This window comes from Mycolicibacterium sichuanense, from assembly GCF_033741125.1.
Taxonomy (GTDB): domain Bacteria; phylum Actinomycetota; class Actinomycetes; order Mycobacteriales; family Mycobacteriaceae; genus Mycobacterium.
Genome location: NZ_JAWQPU010000002.1, coordinates 669494 through 686106, shown reverse-complemented (window position 1 = coordinate 686106; position 16613 = coordinate 669494). Strand labels below are relative to the sequence as shown.

Genomic DNA, 16613 nt, shown 5'->3' with positions numbered 1-16613 from the left:
TCGTTCGTTTCGCTGCCTGACGTGCGCTCCCCCCGGATCCATCGGCTCACTCCACCGTGACCGACTTGGCGAGGTTGCGAGGCTTGTCGACGTCTCGTCCCAGCGCGAGTGCGAGCGTGCGGGCCAGGATCTGCAGTGGCACCGTCGCCGCGAGCGGTCCCCACGGTGCGGTCGTGGCGATAACCGCAGGCACCGTGGTGCCGGCTGCGCCGATGGTGATCACGTCACCACCCCGAGCCCTGATCTCGGAGACATTGGCCGCCAGTTTCGCGCCACCGTCGTCGATGACGACCACCGGAGTTCCCGACGTGACCAGCGCCAGCGGACCGTGCTTGAGCTCGCCGGCCGGGTAGTACTCCGCCCACCGGTAGGCGAGCTCCTTCAGCTTGAGCGCACCCTCGGCCGCGTAGGGAAGTCCGGATCCCCTGGCGACGAATATGAACCCCTCTGCTGTCGACCATCTTTCGACGATCGAGGGAATCAGGCACTTGGCCACCGTGCTGGCAGTCGCCAGTTGTTCGGGGAGCCTCCGCAGCTCGTCGGCGAGCTGTCCCGCCACCTGCCCGGAGAGTCTGCGCCGGCAGACCAGCGCCGAGATCATCACCGCGACACCGGCAACGACCTGGCACACGAAGGTCTTCGTGGCGGCGACACCGATCTCCATGCCGGCGCTGCACTCGATTACCGCATCGGCACGGCGTGCCAAGGTGGAATGCGGATTGTTGGTGAGGGCGAGGAGTTTCGAATCCCGGAGTTCTCGGCTCTGCAGTGCCTGCAGCAGATCGGCGGTCTCACCGGACTGGCTGATGGCGAGGCACAACGTATGTGGTTCGACGAAGTCGTCGCCACACTCACTTCCGACGCTGGTGGTGACGGGCACCCCGCCCACGCGGTGTGCCAACCGTGCGATCACCCTGCCGGCGTTCAGCGAGGTGCCGCACCCGATCACGTGCAACCGGTCGAATGGCATGAGTCCGAGTTCGTCCCATAGCGATCCGTTCGCAATGCCACCGGCCATCTGGTCGACGAGGTGCGCCAGCACCTCGGGCTGTTGGTCGATTTCCTTGGCCATGTAGTCGCTGTAGCCGTCGAGCTGAGCGTCGCGCGTCCCCGCGGTGCAGCGAATCGCGGCATCCCGAGCCGCGTCGCTGCCGCGATTGCGCCAGCGCTCGGTACCGGTCAGCTCGACGACGTCCCCGTCCTCGAGCACCTTGAATTCCTCGACCCAGTCGGCGATCGCGGCGATGTCACTCGTTGCAAAGACGCCGTCCTCGGCGCGCGCGACGATCAGCGGCGATCCGTTCGCGGCGACCACGAGTTGGCCGGTCATCTCGGCGAGCACGGCCAATGCCCAAGAGCCCTCCAGCATCTGGACCGTCGCCTCGACGGCTTCGAACAGATCGCCGTGGATCCGCCACCGATCTTCGACCAGATGACACACGACCTCGCTGTCCACCAGCGAGGTGAATTCATGTCCCGCGGCGGTGAGGGTGTCGCGCAGCGCATCGGCGTTGAGAATCACCCCGTTGTGCACGACGTTGACGTGCCCCGTGCAATCGGCCAAGGGATGAGCGTTGTCCTCGGTGACCGAGCCATGAGTTGCCCACCGCGTATGGCCAATGCCCAACCCGTCGAGTCGAGGCCCCGCCCACTCGCGCACCTGCTGGTCGATCGCCCCGATTCGCTCGGTCGTCCTGAACCGGACCACGTCACCGTCGGTCGTGCGCACTGCAATCCCGACCGAGTCGTATCCGCGATACTCCAGACGGCGTAGGGCGATCCGCAGAAAGTCGATCGCCGGCTCGGTCGTCCGGCACGCGATGATGCCGCACATCAGCGGGCCTGCTCGCGCCAAAGGCGTTCCGTCTGCGACGGTCCCCTGCCTCGTCGAGCTAATCCGAAGAACATGGCACTCACTATCGAGCCCGGAAAGTCGGCCGTACATGGACCATCGGAGCCGATTTTCGGGTAAACCCGGACTAGTTCCTCGGGATGCCGGGGGCCCAGCGGATGCCATGCGACAACGCGGCGGCTTCGGCGCGAGTGCTGACGCCGAGCTTGTTCAACAGGCTGTGCACGTGGTTCTTGACGGTGTGAACGGCGATGCAGAGCTGGTCCGCGATGTCCCGATTGGACATGCCCACCCTGAGCATTTGCAGGATCTGGGCCTCACGCGCCGTGAGAACTAGTTCCCGCCTCGCGGGTTCCCGCTCCGCGGCCAGGTCCGACAATCTTCGAAGTAGGACTGCGGATACCCTTGGCGAACAGAATGACTCGCCCGTTGCGACCTTGGCCATCAGCTCGAGCAAGTCCTCGAACGATTGGTTGCGGGTGTGATATCCGGCCACGCCGGCCTCCGCGCATGCCACGATCGACGCCTCGTCGTCCTCGGACACCCCCAGGACGACGAGCCTCGCCTCCGGGAACGTCGACGAAGCGGCATCCAACAGCGTTCCACTGTCGGCGGTCGCGACGTTGACGAGGATCACATCCGGGAACGTGTTCCGCACCACCGTGACCAACGTCGGCAGATCCCACGCCACACTCACGATGGCGCCGCTTGCCGCGATCGCGGTGGCGAGATTGCCGCGGAACAGCGCACAGTCGTCGACGACGAGGACGCGAAGATCAGGGGGGAGCACCGGAACCGTCGATTCCGCCGGTTCGGTGTTCGCCGTGCCAACCACGGATAGTCCCGTCGTCCGCCCATTGACACCAAGGACTTCGGCGCGACCGACTGCACCGCCACCGTCGGCATCGTGCTTGGATGCGACCACCGGTCTCGCAGAGCCGGCTGCATCCAGCGTCCAGTAGGGCGGCGCCACCGACCCGTAGGCCTTCACGGCGCTGGACCCGAACCGGAGCGTTGCGGGGTGCGAAGATCCAGCCCGGCTCCCGGGGGCTTGGGGAGCAGAACCGTCCGCGTCATCTGCCCAACCCCTCTTCGTGAAGCCGATCCCGCACCGGCCGCCATGAGCGATGAGAGCGAAGGGTAGTGCACGCCGATGCCGTCCACAAGAGTCAGATGTGCCCCAAAACGAAATCTTGGCGAAGTCGCATGTCTTTGCCATCACAACGGATCGCTGCGACGTCCTCGGTCGTTAGTCTCGCCAGATGCACGATCTCCGCAGGTAATCGATGCCGTTGATGCCGTCGCCTGCGCGTCCGACCGTCGACACGCCAGCCTGCTCGCGTTCCCCAAACCAGCGCGAGCGATATCGCGCCGCTAGGGCTCAGCCGAGGATCAAACCCGACGTCGGCACGCCGGTGCCCGCGGTGACCAGAACGTGCTCGACGTCCGGAACCGGGTTCACCGAGGTGCCACGCAGCTGCCGGACACCCTCCGCGATGCCGTTCATACCGTGGATGTAGGCCTCGCCGAGCTGGCCGCCGTGAGTGTTGATGGGCAGCCTGCCACCGATCTCGATGGCGGCGTCGGCGATGAAGTCCTTGGCCTCACCCCACCCGCAGAACCCCAGTTCCTCCAACTGAATCAGGGTGAAGGGGGTGAAGTGGTCGTAGAGGATGGCGGTTTGGATGTCGGTGGGCTTCAATCCGGACTGCGCCCACAGCTGCCGTCCGACCAAACCCATCTCGGGCAATCCGTCGAGTTCGGGACGGTAGTAACTGGTCATCGAGTACTGATTCGGACTGGACCCCTGCGCGGCCGCTTCGATCACCGCGGGACGATGCTTGAGGTCCTTGGCCCGCTCGGGCGAGGTGATCACCAGTGCGACACCGCCATCGGTCTCCTGGCAGCAATCCAGCAGTCGCAACGGCTCGGCGATCCACCGCGAGGCTTGATGCTCCTCGATGGTGATCGGCTTCTCGTAGAAGTAGGCCTTCGGATTCTTCGCCGCGTGCTTGCGATCGGCGACCGAGATCGCCCCGAAATCCCGGCTGGTGGCCCCGGACAGGTGCATGTACCGCTTGGCGATCATCGCGACTTGTGCTGCGGGCGTTGACAATCCGTGCGGATAGGAGAACGAGTTGTCCACCCCTGTCGAATCCGCGTTCTCCACCAGGCGCATCTGGACCTGGCCGAATCGCATCCCCGACCGCTCGTTGAACGCGCGGTAGGCGACCACGCAGTCCGCGATGCCCGTCGCGACGGCCATGGCCGCCTGCTGCACGGTGGCACATGCCGCGCCACCGCCATGGTGAATCTTGGAGAAGAACTTCAGCTCGCCGATGCCCGTGGCCCGCGCGATGGCGACCTCGGTGTTGGAGTCCATCGTGAACGTCGTCATGCCGTCGACGTCCGCCGGAGTGAGGCCCGCGTCGTCGATCGCGTCGAGCACCGCCTCCGACGCCAGGCGCAACTCACTGCGACCCGAGTTCTTCGAGAAGTCGGTCGCGCCGATGCCGACGATGGCCGCCTTGCCCGACAGAGCACTCACGCGCCTTCTCCGATCGTCAACGTGGCGGTCGCGATCACGTGATCGCCGAGGCTGTTGCTACCAGTCACCTTCAGGCTGACCAGGTCTGCGTCGACCGCGGTGACCTCACCGGTGAACGTGACCGTGTCGTAGGCGTACCACGGCACCCCGAGCCGGAGGCCGATCGACTTGATCACCGCGGACGGTCCCGCCCAATCGGTCACGTACCGCTGCACCAGCCCGGTGTCGGTCAGGATGTTGACGAAGATGTCCTTGGAGCCCTTTGCCTGCGCCTTGTCGCGATCGTGGTGCACGTCCTGATAGTCGCGCGTCGCGATGGCCGTCGACACGATGAACGTGGGGTCGCCGTAGAGCGTCAACTCGGGCAGCTTCGCGCCCACCTCCACCACCGGAGTCCTCATGCCGCACCTCCCGCGGGTTCCCACGCATAGTTGGTCCACGCCGGGCCGACGTCGTTGGCCGGGAAGTCGAGATAGAGGACCTGCACGGGCATCCCGATCTCCACCGTCGACGGATCGACGTTGCGAAGCTCGCCGAGCATCCGCACCCCCTCCGCCAGTTGGACGAGGGCGATGACGAACGGTAGGGACCGGCCGGGCACCTTCGGCGCATGGTGCACGACGTAGCTGAACACCGTGCCACGACCGCTCGCGACCTGGTATTCGGTCTCGGCCTCCCTGTCCAGCCAGAGCGCGGGCACGGGCGGGTGCTGTAATGAACCGTCTGCCCGCTTCTGGATGCGCAGTTCGTGCTCGTTGACCCCATCCCAGAAGAACTTGGTGTCCCTCGAGGAGGCCGGGCGCATCGCCGCATCCGGATCCAAGTCCGCCGGCACCGAGGACACCGATTCGGCCGAGGCCGGTTCGGCCGACGCGTCCTTGGGGATGAATTTCATGATGCGCCACATCATCTCGGCGACGTCCTCGTCACCGACCGACCAGGTGATGGTCTGCGTGATGAAGAACGCCTCGCCGAGCGCGGTCTGCTTCGGGCCGACCACGTCGGTCAGTTCGGCAGCGACGCCGACCTCTTCGCCCGGCCGCAAGTAACGGTGGTAGGTCTGCTCGCAGTTGGTGGCGACGACGCCGACATAGCCTGCCTCGTCGAACAATTCGAGAATCTTGCCGAGTGGGTCGTCGTCGGGACGGACGCCACCGAGCCCCATCATCGTCCACACCTGGATCATGGCCGGGGGCGCGACGACACCGGGGTGACCGGCCGCCCTGGCCGCGTCCTCGTCGCGATAGATCGGGTTCCGGTCGCCGATCGCGTCGGTCCAGTGGTCGATCATCGGCTGATTCACCGGATGTCGACCCTTGCGCGGCTTGCTCCTGCCCTCGGCCTTGACCCGTTCGGCGGCAGCTCTGATGTCGTCGACACTCATCGTGGCACCCGCGGCACCCGCAGCCCCGATGCCGCGATCATCTCGCGCATCACCTCGTTGACACCGCCGCCGAAGGTGATCACCAGATTGCGCTTGGTCTGGCTGTCGAGCCACTCCAGAAGCTCGGCGGTCGCGGGCTCGGCCGGATTGCCGTACTTGCCGACGATCTCCTCGGCCAATCGTCCGACGCGCTGAATGCGTTCGGTGCCAAACACCTTGGTGGCTGCGGCATCTGCCACCTCGATGGTCTCGGCACCCGCCGCGACCTGCCAGTTGAGCAGTTCGTTGATCCGCCAGATCGCCTTGATCTCACCGAGCAGGCGCCGCACGTCGTCGTGGTCGATCGGCGTCACCCCGTCGGCACCCGGCTTCGAGGCCCACGCGTACAAGTGGTCGTAGATGCCGGCCACCTTGCCCGCCGGTCCGAGCATGACGCGCTCGTGGTTGAGCTGGGTGGTGATGAGCCGCCAGCCGGCGTTCTCCTCCCCCACCAGCATGTCGACCGGCACCCGGACGTCGTTGAAGTAGGTCGCGTTGGTGTGGTGCGCGCCGTCGGACAGGATGATCGGAGTCCAGGAGTACCCGGGATCGGTGGTGTCCACGATGAGGATCGAGATGCCCTTGTGCTTCACGGCATCCGGGTCGGTGCGCACGGCCAGCCACAGGTAGTCGGCGTCATGCCCACCGGTGGTCCAGATCTTCTGGCCGTTCACGATGTACTCGTCGCCATGGCGGACGGCGGTCGTCCGCAGCGACGCGAGGTCGGTACCCGCCTCCGGCTCGGAATAGCCGATCGCGAAATGCACGTCACCGGCGAGGATCCCGGGCAGGAACTTCTTCTTCTGCAACTCGGTACCGTAGACCTGCAGCGTGGGACCGACGGTCTGCAGCGTCACCGCGGGCAGCGGCACGTCGGCGCGCGCCGCCTCGTTGACGAAGATCTGCTGCTCGATCGGGCCGAAGCCCAACCCGCCGAACTCCTTTGGCCAACCCACGCCGAGCTTGCCGTCGGAGCCCATCCGTTTGATGATCGCCCGGTAGGCCTTGCCGTGCCGGTCGACCTCCATCTCGGCGGCCTCTTCCGGCGAGATGAGCGTCGAGAAGTACTGCCGCATCTCGGCTTGCAGCTGGCGCTGCTCGGGGGTCAGTTCGATGAACATGCCTAGCTCCCGTCGCTTCGCTCGCCCGCTGCGGCGCCCACCAGCTCCAAACGGTGCGCGGGACCGCCCAACAACCTGGTGAGGTCCTTGATCGTCGAGTAGTACCGATTCATCGGATAGGTGATGTCCATTCCCATCCCGCCGTGCAGGTGATGACAGGTCTGCATCACCGGCGGCGCCTGCGAGGTGAGCCAGTAGCCCAGCACGTCGAGGTCGTCGTCGGCGGCGCGCCCCTCCGCCAGCCGCCACACCACCGACGTCGCGGCCAGGCCGATGGTGCGGGAGGCGATGTAGACCTCGGCGAGTTGAGCCGCCACGGTCTGGAACGTCGACAGCGGCCTGCCGAACTGCTCACGCTTGGCCACGTAGTCGGCGGTCAGCCGGAGCGCACCGGCGACGAGTCCCGCGGCGAATGCACCGATTGCTGCGAGCGCCAGCTGGTTCACCCGGTGCGGCTGGGCACCCCCGAGCACGTCGGAGTCGGGCACCGCGACGTCGGCGAACTCGACCACGTACTCGTCGGAGTGATTCGACGACGGAGTCTTGGTCAGCGTCACTCCGTCGGCGGTCGGCGAGACCACGACGACACCGTCGCTGGTGGTGACGACGAGCCAATCCGCTTGTTCGGCAAAGGGAACGCCGATCTTGGTACCCGACAGCCGGCCCTCCGACAGCGTCGTCCGCGGCCGGTCGGGCAACGCCGAACCCGGCTCGTTGAGCGCGGCGCTCAACACACCGCCCCCGGCGACTCCGGCCAGGAAGCGGTCCTGCTGTTCGTCTGAGGCCAAGTCCAGCAGCGGCAGGAGTCCGAGCCCGAGCGTCGCCAGTGCGGGGCTCACGGTGCCGTGGCGTCCGATCTCGGTCAGCGCCGTGGTGATCTCGGGAAGTCCCAGCCCATCACCGCCGAGACGCTCCGGCAGTCCGAAGGCGATCACGCCACCGGCGACGAGGGCGTCCCAGCCGTCGTTGCGCTCGAGTGCAGACGTCACCACGTCGGCGACGGCCTGCTGCCCTTCGTCTGGACTGAAGTCCACCCGAATCCTCCTTGATTCGATTGCGGCTCAGGCGCTTGCGCCGGAGTAGTCGACCTGCCAGTGCTTGATCCCGTTCAGCCACCCCGACCGTAGCCGCTCGGGCTCGCCAACGGGCTTGAGATCGGGCATGTGGTCGGCGACCGCGTTGAAGATGAGGTTGATGGTCATGCGGGCGAGATTGGCACCGATGCAGAAGTGCGCTCCGGTGCCGCCGAAACCGACGTGCGGGTTCGGATCTCGCAGGATGTCGAAACGGTGGGGGTCGGCGAAGACGTCTTCGTCGAAGTTGGCCGAGCGGTAGGACATCACCAGCCGCTGACCCCTCTTGATCGGCACGCCCGCGAGCTCGGTGTCCTCCTTGGCAGTGCGCTGGAAGGCCGATACCGGGGTGGCCCAGCGGATGATCTCGTCGGCCGTGGTCGACGGCCGTTCCCGCTTGAACAGCTCCCACTGCTCGGGGTTGTCGGCCATCGCGATCATCCCGTGGGTGATCGAGTTGCGCGTGGTCTCGTTGCCTGCGACCGCAAGCATGATGACGAAGAACCCGAATTCGTCGTCGGAGAGCTTCTCGCCCTCGACGTCGGCTTGGATCAGCGTGGTCACGATGTCGTCGGTGGGGTTCTTGCCCCGCTCGTCGGCCATGGCCATGGCGTACATGATGAGTTCCATCGACGATTGCGCGGGATCGACGTCGGCGTACTCGGGATCGGTGCCACCGGTCATCTCGTTGGACCAGCGAAACAGCTTGTCGCGGTCCTCCTGCGGCACGCCGAGCAGCCCGGCGATGGCCTGCAGGGGCAGCTCGCAAGAGACCTGCTCGACGAAGTCGCCACTGCCCTCCGCGGCCGCGGACTTCGCGATGTTCTGAGCGCGCTGGGCGAGTTCCGCCTCGAGCCGCCCGATGGCCCTCGGGGTGAACCCGCGGGAGATGATCTTGCGCAGCCGGGTGTGGTGCGGTGCGTCCATGTTGAGCATGACGCTGCGCTGCAACTCGACGGCCTCCCGCGTCATCTCCTTGGGCCACGTGGGAATGGCGCCGTTCTCCCAGCTGGAGAAGACGTCGCTGCGGCGGGAGACTTCCTTGACGTCGGCGTGCTTGGTGACCAGCCAGTAGCCGTGGTCCTCGAAGCCGCCGGCGCCGTCGGGGATGTCGACCCAGTGGATCGGCTCGGACTTGCGCAGCTCCGCGAGCTCCGCGACCGGCAGGCCGGCGAGGTTGACGTCCGGATCGAGGAAGTCGAAGTCACTGGGGATGTTGAGGGGTGCCATGCATGCGCTCCTAATTGCAACGTGTTCTAGTGCCATTGAAACACGGCTCCGGTGCAGATCAAAGGCGTGGTGGCATCGTCGCTTGTCAGACTTATGAAACGTGTTCTAGCCTGGCGTGATGGGTAACCCTGTCATCGTCGAAGCCACCCGCAGCCCCATCGGCAAGCGCAAGGGATGGTTGTCCGGGCTGCATGCCACCGAGCTTCTTGGGGCGGTGCAGAAGGCCCTCGTGGACAAGGCCGGCATCGACGCGGGCGACGTCGAGCAGCTCATCGGCGGCTGCGTCACGCAGTTCGGTGAGCAGTCCAACAACATCACCCGCGTCGGCTGGCTGACCGCTGGATTGCCCGAGCACGTCGGCGCCACCACCGTCGACTGCCAGTGCGGCAGCGCCCAGCAGGCCAACCACCTCATCGCCGGATTGATCGCCGGTGGCGCCATCGACATCGGCATCGCGTGCGGGATCGAGGCCATGAGTCGCGTCGGGCTGGGCGCCAACGCGGGACCGGACCGCTCGATCATCCGGGCGGCGTCCTGGGACATCGACATGCCCGACCAGTTCACCGCGGCCGAACGAATTGCCAAGCGGCGCGGCATCACCCGTGAGGAGATCGACGCGTTCGGCTTCGCCTCGCAGCACAAGGCAAAGGTAGCCTGGGCCGAGGGACGATTCGACCGCGAGATCTCCCCGATCGAGGCTCCGGTCCTGGACGAGAACAAGCAACCCACCGCCGAGCGAGCCCTCGTCACCCGCGACCAGGGTCTGCGCGACACCACGCTCGAGGGCCTGGCTGCGCTGAAGCCGGTGATGGAGGGCGGCATTCACACCGCAGGCACGTCGTCGCAGATCTCCGACGGAGCGGCGGCCGTGCTGTGGATGGACGAGGACAAGGCCAGGGCGCTGGGCTTCACGCCGCGGGCCCGGATCGTGAGCCAGGCCAACGTCGGCGCCGAGGCGTACTACCACCTCGACGGCCCCGTCCAGTCCACGGCCAAGGTGCTGGAGAAGGCCGGCATGAAGATGGGCGACATCGACCTCGTCGAGATCAACGAGGCATTCGCATCAGTGGTGCTGTCCTGGGCGCGGGTGCACGAGCCCGACATGGACCGGGTCAACGTCAACGGCGGTGCGATCGCCCTGGGGCATCCGGTCGGCAGCACGGGCGCCCGGCTCATCACGACCGCGCTGCACGAACTCGAGCGCACCGACAAGAGCACCGCGCTGATCACGATGTGTGCCGGCGGTGCACTGTCCACGGGCACCATCATCGAGCGCATCTGAGGTGGAGAGCGGGGAATTCGAGGCTCGCCGCATCGCGGCCCAGGCATACATCAGCGCGCTGGCCGATCACCGGGCCGACGACGTCCCCTTCGCGCCGGACTGCACCAGGATCGAGGTCGGCGTGAAGACCGGATTCTCGGGAGAACACCTGCGCCGCAGCCTCAATCGCGGCCCGCAGTACCGCATCATCGAGTCGACGACGGTGCCCGACTTCACCGTCGTCGGCACCGCACTGCGAGCCCGCTTCGACGTCATCACCAAGCCCTCGGTCGCCGGCCGCCGGGTGTGTGCGCACGTCGACGAGACCTTCACCTTCACCGCCGACGGCCAGATCCAGCACATCCGGGCCAGCATCCGGCCCTTCATCAAGAGGTAGCGTCCAGCACCATGGCAAACCCGCCACGCGCACTGAACTCCAAGCCGACCGACGTCGTCATCAAGTGGATGTCACGGGCCCAGACCTGGGTCTACAAGAAGTCGGGCGGCAAGCTCGGCGGCAAGTTCCTGCGCGGCGCCGCCGTCGGCATCCTGACCACCACCGGCCGCAAGACCGGAGAGCCAAGAGAGGTGCCGCTGCTCTATCTGCGCGAGGGCGGCCGAGTCGTGTTGGTGGCATCGTCGGGTGGACGCGACAAGCACCCGCCGTGGTACCTGAATCTCGTGGCCGATCCGCGGGTCACCTTTCAAGTCGGTGACGAGGTGCTCGCGCTCACCGCGCGCGACGCGACCGAGGACGAACGTGCCGAGTACTGGCCGAGACTCGACGCCATGTACCCGGACTTCGAGAGCTACCGTTCCTACACCGACCGGGTCATCCCGGTCGTCATCTGCGATCCCGCCTGACGGTGTTCACCGGCGATTCGTCGAGCTAGGCGCCGTACACGGGCACCGGCGGCCGCGCCTTGGCCAGCAGGTCGGTGACGACGGGAGCGAGTTCGGCCGGATCCCAGCGGGCCCCCTTGTCGATCTGCGGACCGTGCGCCCATCCCTCCGCGACGCGGATGATCCCACCTTCGACCTCGAAGACCTTGCCCGTGACGTCGCGCGACTCAGCGCTGCCCAGCCACACCACCAGCGGCGAGACGTTCTCCGGCGCCATGGCGTCGAATTCGGCGTCCTGGGTGGACATCATCTCGGCGAAGACCGTCTCGGTCATCCTGGTACGTGCCGACGGAGCGATCGCGTTGACGGTGACGCCGTAGCGGCCCATCTCGGCCGCCGCGACCAGCGTCAGGGCGGCGATGCCGGCCTTGGCAGCGCTGTAATTGGCTTGTCCCACACTGCCTTGCAAGCCCGCACCGGAGCTGGTGTTGATGATGCGGGCGTCGACGGAGTGACCCGCCTTGGACTGCGCCCGCCAGTAGGCCGCGGCATGCTTCATCGTGGCGAAGTGGCCCTTGAGGTGCACGGCGGTGACGGCGTCGAATTCCTCCTCACTGGTGTTGGCGAACATCCGATCGCGGACGATGCCGGCGTTGTTCACCAGGACGTCCAAGGCGCCGAAGCTGTCGAGCGCGGTCTGGACGAGGCCTTCGGCCTGGGCCCAGTCGGCGACGTTGGCGCCACTCGTAACGGCTTCGCCACCGCCAGCGGTGATCTCGTCGACGACACCCTGGGCGGCGCTGCCGCCACCCGCAGGAGAACCGTCCAGCCCGACGCCGATGTCGTTGACCACCACGCGGGCGCCCTCGGCTGCGAACGCCAGCGCATGCGCGCGACCGATTCCGCCGCCCGCTCCGGTGACGATGACCACCCTGCCGTCGAGCAAGCCCATGTCCGTTGTCTCCCTTGACTATTTGATTGCGTTGGTAGTGGCGAGGTAGTGCGGCGGTTCGCCGCCTCCGTGGACCTCCAGCGATGCGCCGCTGATGTAGGAAGCCACGTCGCTGGCGAGGAAGGCGGCAGCCCACCCGACGTCGGCCGGTTTGGCGAGCCTGCCCAGTGGCACGTTGGCCGAGATGGCGGCGATCGATTCGGCGTCGCCGTAGAAGAGCTCGGCCTGCTCGGTCTCGACCATCCCGACGACCAGTGAGTTCACCCGCACCTTCGGTCCCCATTCGACCGCGAGCGTAGCGGTCAGGCTCTCGACCCCCGCCTTGGCCGCGCCGTAGGCCGCGGTCCCCGGTGTCGGTCGGCGTCCACTGACGCTGGTCACGTTGACGATCGAGCCGCCGTCGGTCTGCTTCTGCATGTGCTCGTTGGCGTGTTGCGACACCGAGAGCGGGGCAAGGAGATTGAGCTCGACGATCTTGGTGCTGAACCTCGGCGAGGCATCGGCGGCCAGCACGTAGGGCGAACCACCCGCATTGTTGACCACCACGTCGATCCGTCCGTGCCGCTCGACGATGGTGTCGACGAGCGTGGCGACGGAGTCGTCGTCGCGGACGTCGCAAGCCAGGAATTCGTACGGCAGCCCGTCGACGGGACGGCGCGCGCACGTCACGACGGTGGCACCCTGACCTGCGAAGACGGCACTGATGCCGGCGCCGACCCCTCGGACGCCACCGGTCACCAGGACGACCCGGCCTCCGAGTCCAAGATTGATGTCAGCCGCGTCGGTCACTGTGCTAGCGTACCAAGCAAGTGCTTGCTTAGGTAGCCGGCCCTGGAGGAGCTGAGGAATCCGCATGACGATCAGTACCAAGACCGTCGAACCGGGGATCGTCTCGGTCACCGTCGACTACCCGCCCGTCAACGCGATCCCGTCGCGCGGCTGGTTCGAACTCGGTGACGCCATCACCGCCGCCGGTCGCGACCGCAGCACCCACGTCGTGATCCTGCGCGCCGAGGGCCGCGGCTTCAATGCCGGCGTCGACATCAAGGAGATGCAGAACACCGAGGGGTTCACCGCCCTCATCGACGCCAATCGCGGTTGTTTCCATGCCTTTCGAGCGGTGTACGAGTGCGAGGTGCCCGTCGTCGCGGCCGTCAACGGCTTCTGTGTGGGCGGCGGGATCGGGCTGGTCGGCAACTCCGACGTGATCGTCGCCTCCGACGACGCGAAGTTCGGTCTGCCCGAGGTCGAGCGCGGCGCCCTCGGGGCGGCCACCCACCTGTCCCGGTTGGTTCCCCAGCACATGATGCGCCGGTTGTTCTTCACCGCGGCCACCGTCGACGCCGCGACGCTGCATCAGTTCGGTTCGGTGCACGAGGTGGTGCCACGGGCCGAGCTCGACGAGGCCGCCCTGCGCGTCGCCCGCGACATCGCGGTGAAGGATACCCGGGTGATCCGGGCCGCCAAGGAGGCACTCAACCTCATCGACGTGCAACGGGTGAACGCCAGTTACCGCATGGAACAGGGTTTTACGTTCGAACTCAATCTGGCGGGCGTCGCCGACGAACACCGGGATGCCTTCGCCGGGACCTCGAAGGGCAGGGAATGACCGACAAGACGACAACTTTGGACGAGGCCGTCTCATCGATCGAGAGTGGCATGACCATCGGCCTCGGGGGTTGGGGCTCACGTCGCAAGCCAATGGCCTTCGTCCGGGCACTGCTGCGCACCGGTGTCACCGACCTCACGGTAATCACCTACGGCGGGCCGGATCTCGGGCTGCTGTGTTCGGCGGCCAAGGTCAAGCGCGTCTACTACGGCTTCGTCTCCTTGGACTCGCCGCCGTTCTACGACCCGTGGTTCGCCAAGGCCCGCACCACCGGAACCATCGAGTCGCGCGAGATGGACGAGGGCATGGTGCGGTGCGGCCTGCAGGCGGCAGCACAGCGGCTGCCGTTCCTGCCGATCCGCGCCGGGCTCGGCAGCGACGTGCGTGCCTTCTGGGGTGACGAGCTCAAGACGGTGCGTTCGCCGTACCCGACGGGGGACGGCTTCGAGGAGCTCGTCGCCATGCCGGCGCTGACGCTCGACGCCGCCTTCGTCCACCTGAATCTCGGTGACGCCCAGGGCAATGCGGCCTACACGGGGATCGACCCCTACTTCGACGACCTGTTCCTCATGGCCGCCGAGAAGCGCTTCGTGTCGGTCGAGCGCATCGTACCCACCGACGAGCTGGTCGCGGCAGTACCGCCGCAGGCGCTGTTGGTGAACCGGATGATGGTCGATGCGGTCGTGGAGGCACCGGGCGGCGCCCACTTCACCACCGCCGAGCCCGATTACCGGCGTGACGAGAAGTTTCAACGGCACTACGCCGAAGCTGCGTCCTCCGATGAGTCGTGGGCCGAATTCGTCGGCACCTACCTCTCGGGCAGCGAGGCCGACTATCAGGCCGCCGTGCGCCGATTCGCCGAGCAGCAGGAGGCCTCGAAGTGACGACCCCGACCCGCGCCGAGGTGTGCGCCGTCGCGTGTGCCGAATTGTTCCGCGACGCCGGCGAGATCATGGTCAGCCCGATGGCGAACATGGTGTCGATCGGCGCGCGGCTGGCTCGGCTGACCTTCTCCCCCGACATCCTGCTGACCGACGGTGAGGCCCGATTGCTGGCCGACACCCCCGCGCTGGGCGCCACCGGTGCCATCGAGGGCTGGATGCCCTTCGGGCGCGTCTTCGAGACGCTGGCATGGGGCCGTCGCCACGTCGTCATGGGCGCCAACCAGATCGATCGCTACGGCAACCAGAACCTCTCGGCCTTCGGGCCGCTGCAACACCCGACCCGGCAGATGTTCGGCGTCCGCGGTGCACCAGGCAACAGCATCAACCACGCCACCAGCTACTGGGTGGGCAACCACTCCAAGCGGGTGTTCGGCACCGGGGTCGACATCGTCTCCGGGATCGGCTGGGACAAGGTCGATCCCGCCAATCCGGCGTACCGATTCGTCGACGTCTACCGCGTGGTGTCCAATCTCGGCGTGTTCGACTTCAACGGACCCGAGCACCAGATGCGCGCGGTGTCTCTGCACCCCGGGGTCGAACCCGACCAGGTCGCCGAGAACACCTCCTTCGAGGTGCACGATCTGGAGTCGGCGGAGCAGTCCCGGGTGCCCACCGCCGACGAGCTCGAGCTGATCCGCACCGTGATCGACCCGAAGTCGCTGCGCGACAGAGAAGTACGGTCATGAGCGCGCTCCGGACACCGTTGACCGAGCTGCTCGGCATCACCCATCCGGTCGTGCAGACCGGCATGGGTTGGGTGGCGGGCGCGCGACTCGTGGCGGCCACGTCCAATGCCGGCGGTCTTGGCATCCTCGCCTCGGCCACGATGACGCTCGACGAGCTGGCGACCGCCGTCACCAAGGTCAAGGCGACCACCGACAAGCCGTTCGGCATCAACATCCGGGCCGATGCCGGCGATGCGGGTGAGCGCATCGACCTCCTGATCCGCGAAGGAGTCAGCGTCGCCTCCTTCGCCCTAGCCCCCAAACAGGACCTGATCGCCAAGCTGAAGGAGGCCGGCGTGGTGGTGATTCCGTCGGTCGGAGCCGCCAAGCACGCCAAGAAGGTGGCGGGCTGGGGTGCCGACGCGGTGATCGTGCAGGGCGGCGAGGGCGGCGGTCACACCGGTCCGGTGGCGACCACCCTGCTGCTGCCGTCGGTACTGGATGCGGTGGACATCCCCGTCGTGGCCGCGGGCGGCTTCTTCGACGGCCGAGGATTGGCCGCGGCGCTGTCCTACGGCGCGGCCGGCGTGGCCATGGGAACCCGGTTCCTATTGACGTCGGATTCCACCGTGCCCGACGCCGTCAAGCAGCGATACCTGGAGGCCGCGCTCGACGGCACGGTGGTGTCCAAGCGCGTCGACGGCATGCCACACCGCGTGTTGCGCACCGGCCTCGTCGAGAAACTCGAAGGTGGGTCGCGGGCCCGGGGTTTCGCGGCGGCGGTGTCGAACGCCCAGAAGTTCAAGAAGATGTCGGGCATGACGTGGGCGTCGATGGTCAAGGATGGCCTGGCCATGCGACACGGCAGGGAACTGACCTGGTCGCAGGTCGTCATGGCGGCGAACACGCCGATGCTGCTGAAGGCCGGCCTGGTCGAGGGCAACACCGACGCCGGCGTGCTGGCGTCGGGGCAGGTCGCCGGCATCCTGACCGATCTGCCGTCGTGTGCAGAGCTGGTTCCGGCGATCGTGGCCGAGGCCGTCGCCCATCTGCGCGCCGCCGAGAGCTACGTCGTCGACTGAGCCCGATTGA

The 16613-nt window shown here is 66.9% G+C and carries 17 protein-coding genes; 7 read left to right on the top strand and 10 right to left on the bottom strand.

Going from position 1 to position 16613, the window contains the following annotated elements; translation table 11 throughout:
* Window positions 1-46 precede the first annotated feature (46 nt).
* From glmS to SBI80_RS10135, 8 genes are all read right to left on the bottom strand, one after another.
* Complete coding sequence (glmS, locus tag SBI80_RS10170) at window positions 47-1834, bottom strand: glutamine--fructose-6-phosphate transaminase (isomerizing) (RefSeq protein WP_318974326.1); 1788 nt, start codon at window positions 1832-1834, stop codon at window positions 47-49.
* Window positions 1835-1979: 145 nt separating this feature from the next.
* Window positions 1980-2843, bottom strand: a complete 864-nt coding sequence (locus tag SBI80_RS10165) for a LuxR C-terminal-related transcriptional regulator (protein ID WP_318974325.1) — start codon at window positions 2841-2843, stop codon at window positions 1980-1982.
* Between the two features lie 390 nt (window positions 2844-3233).
* Window positions 3234-4391 carry a 17-hydroxy-3-oxo-4-pregnene-20-carboxyl-CoA lyase gene (locus SBI80_RS10160; protein WP_318974404.1) on the bottom strand — a complete coding sequence of 386 codons (1158 nt, stop codon included), beginning with the start codon at window positions 4389-4391 and terminating at the stop codon, window positions 3234-3236.
* A 5-nt stretch (window positions 4392-4396) separates the two neighbouring features.
* Window positions 4397-4801 carry a MaoC family dehydratase gene (locus tag SBI80_RS10155; protein WP_318974324.1) on the bottom strand — a complete coding sequence of 135 codons (405 nt, stop codon included), beginning with the start codon at window positions 4799-4801 and terminating at the stop codon, window positions 4397-4399.
* Window positions 4798-5784, bottom strand: coding sequence for a bifunctional MaoC family dehydratase N-terminal/OB-fold nucleic acid binding domain-containing protein (locus SBI80_RS10150; RefSeq protein WP_318974323.1), 987 nt, complete (start codon window positions 5782-5784; stop codon window positions 4798-4800). Before SBI80_RS10150 ends, SBI80_RS10155 begins: the two co-directional genes overlap by 4 nt.
* A complete protein-coding gene (gene fadE29 / locus SBI80_RS10145; protein WP_318974322.1) occupies window positions 5781-6944 on the bottom strand; it encodes an acyl-CoA dehydrogenase FadE29 in 1164 nt (387 codons plus the stop codon). The genes SBI80_RS10150 and fadE29 overlap by 4 nt, the downstream gene beginning before the upstream one ends.
* Before the next feature lie 2 nt (window positions 6945-6946).
* Window positions 6947-7978, bottom strand: coding sequence for an acyl-CoA dehydrogenase family protein (locus tag SBI80_RS10140; protein ID WP_318974321.1), 1032 nt, complete (start codon window positions 7976-7978; stop codon window positions 6947-6949).
* Between the two features lie 27 nt (window positions 7979-8005).
* Entirely contained in the window at window positions 8006-9247 is a 1242-nt protein-coding gene (locus SBI80_RS10135; protein WP_318974320.1) for a cytochrome P450, read from the bottom strand.
* 118 nt (window positions 9248-9365) lie between these two features.
* Between SBI80_RS10135 and SBI80_RS10130 the strand changes: the two genes are divergently transcribed.
* From SBI80_RS10130 to SBI80_RS10120, 3 genes are read left to right on the top strand one after another with little or no spacing between them, the layout of a single operon-like run.
* Complete coding sequence (locus SBI80_RS10130) at window positions 9366-10529, top strand: steroid 3-ketoacyl-CoA thiolase (protein ID WP_318974319.1); 1164 nt, start codon at window positions 9366-9368, stop codon at window positions 10527-10529.
* 1 nt (window position 10530) lies between these two features.
* The gene (locus SBI80_RS10125; protein WP_318974318.1) at window positions 10531-10905 is read left to right on the top strand and encodes a DUF8021 domain-containing protein; all 375 of its coding nucleotides are present in this window, start codon (window positions 10531-10533) and stop codon (window positions 10903-10905) included.
* A gap of 11 nt (window positions 10906-10916) precedes the next feature.
* Window positions 10917-11372 carry a nitroreductase family deazaflavin-dependent oxidoreductase gene (locus SBI80_RS10120; protein ID WP_318974317.1) on the top strand — a complete coding sequence of 152 codons (456 nt, stop codon included), beginning with the start codon at window positions 10917-10919 and terminating at the stop codon, window positions 11370-11372.
* A 25-nt stretch (window positions 11373-11397) separates the two neighbouring features.
* Here SBI80_RS10120 and SBI80_RS10115 read toward each other — a convergent pair whose 3' ends face one another.
* Window positions 11398-12303: an SDR family oxidoreductase gene (locus SBI80_RS10115; RefSeq protein WP_318974316.1), complete on the bottom strand. Its 906-nt coding sequence runs from the start codon at window positions 12301-12303 to the stop codon at window positions 11398-11400.
* Window positions 12304-12321: 18 nt separating this feature from the next.
* Window positions 12322-13092: an SDR family oxidoreductase gene (locus SBI80_RS10110; RefSeq protein ID WP_318974315.1), complete on the bottom strand. Its 771-nt coding sequence runs from the start codon at window positions 13090-13092 to the stop codon at window positions 12322-12324.
* A 64-nt stretch (window positions 13093-13156) separates the two neighbouring features.
* Between SBI80_RS10110 and echA20 the strand changes: the two genes are divergently transcribed.
* Genes echA20 through ipdC form a run of 4 tightly spaced genes read left to right on the top strand, consistent with a single transcriptional unit; the run spans window position 13157 to window position 16603 of the window.
* Window positions 13157-13912, top strand: a complete 756-nt coding sequence (echA20, locus tag SBI80_RS10105; RefSeq protein ID WP_318974314.1) for a (7aS)-7a-methyl-1,5-dioxo-2,3,5,6,7,7a-hexahydro-1H-indene-carboxyl-CoA hydrolase — start codon at window positions 13157-13159, stop codon at window positions 13910-13912.
* Window positions 13909-14796: a cholesterol ring-cleaving hydrolase subunit IpdA gene (gene ipdA, locus SBI80_RS10100; protein WP_318974313.1), complete on the top strand. Its 888-nt coding sequence runs from the start codon at window positions 13909-13911 to the stop codon at window positions 14794-14796. Before echA20 ends, ipdA begins: the two co-directional genes overlap by 4 nt.
* The gene (gene ipdB / locus SBI80_RS10095; RefSeq protein ID WP_318974312.1) at window positions 14793-15542 is read left to right on the top strand and encodes a cholesterol ring-cleaving hydrolase subunit IpdB; all 750 of its coding nucleotides are present in this window, start codon (window positions 14793-14795) and stop codon (window positions 15540-15542) included. Before ipdA ends, ipdB begins: the two co-directional genes overlap by 4 nt.
* A complete protein-coding gene (gene ipdC / locus SBI80_RS10090) occupies window positions 15539-16603 on the top strand; it encodes a (3aS,4S,5R,7aS)-5-hydroxy-7a-methyl-1-oxo-octahydro-1H-indene-4-carboxyl-CoA dehydrogenase (protein ID WP_318974311.1) in 1065 nt (354 codons plus the stop codon). The genes ipdB and ipdC overlap by 4 nt, the downstream gene beginning before the upstream one ends.
* Window positions 16604-16613 lie beyond the last annotated feature (10 nt).

What these genes read in the sequence shown, in the direction of transcription:
- glmS (WP_318974326.1), bottom strand. Translation starts at nt 1,834, where the DNA reads ATGTGCGGCATCATCGCGTGCCGGACGACCGAGCCGGCGATCGACTTT.
- SBI80_RS10155 (WP_318974324.1), bottom strand. Translation starts at nt 4,801, where the DNA reads ATGAGGACTCCGGTGGTGGAGGTGGGCGCGAAGCTGCCCGAGTTGACG.
- SBI80_RS10150 (WP_318974323.1), bottom strand. Translation starts at nt 5,784, where the DNA reads ATGAGTGTCGACGACATCAGAGCTGCCGCCGAACGGGTCAAGGCCGAG.
- fadE29 (WP_318974322.1), bottom strand. Translation starts at nt 6,944, where the DNA reads ATGTTCATCGAACTGACCCCCGAGCAGCGCCAGCTGCAAGCCGAGATG.
- SBI80_RS10135 (WP_318974320.1), bottom strand. Translation starts at nt 9,247, where the DNA reads ATGGCACCCCTCAACATCCCCAGTGACTTCGACTTCCTCGATCCGGAC.
- SBI80_RS10130 (WP_318974319.1), top strand. Translation starts at nt 9,366, where the DNA reads ATGGGTAACCCTGTCATCGTCGAAGCCACCCGCAGCCCCATCGGCAAG.
- SBI80_RS10120 (WP_318974317.1), top strand. Translation starts at nt 10,917, where the DNA reads ATGGCAAACCCGCCACGCGCACTGAACTCCAAGCCGACCGACGTCGTC.
- SBI80_RS10115 (WP_318974316.1), bottom strand. Translation starts at nt 12,303, where the DNA reads ATGGGCTTGCTCGACGGCAGGGTGGTCATCGTCACCGGAGCGGGCGGC.
- echA20 (WP_318974314.1), top strand. Translation starts at nt 13,157, where the DNA reads ATGACGATCAGTACCAAGACCGTCGAACCGGGGATCGTCTCGGTCACC.
- ipdA (WP_318974313.1), top strand. Translation starts at nt 13,909, where the DNA reads ATGACCGACAAGACGACAACTTTGGACGAGGCCGTCTCATCGATCGAG.
- ipdC (WP_318974311.1), top strand. Translation starts at nt 15,539, where the DNA reads ATGAGCGCGCTCCGGACACCGTTGACCGAGCTGCTCGGCATCACCCAT.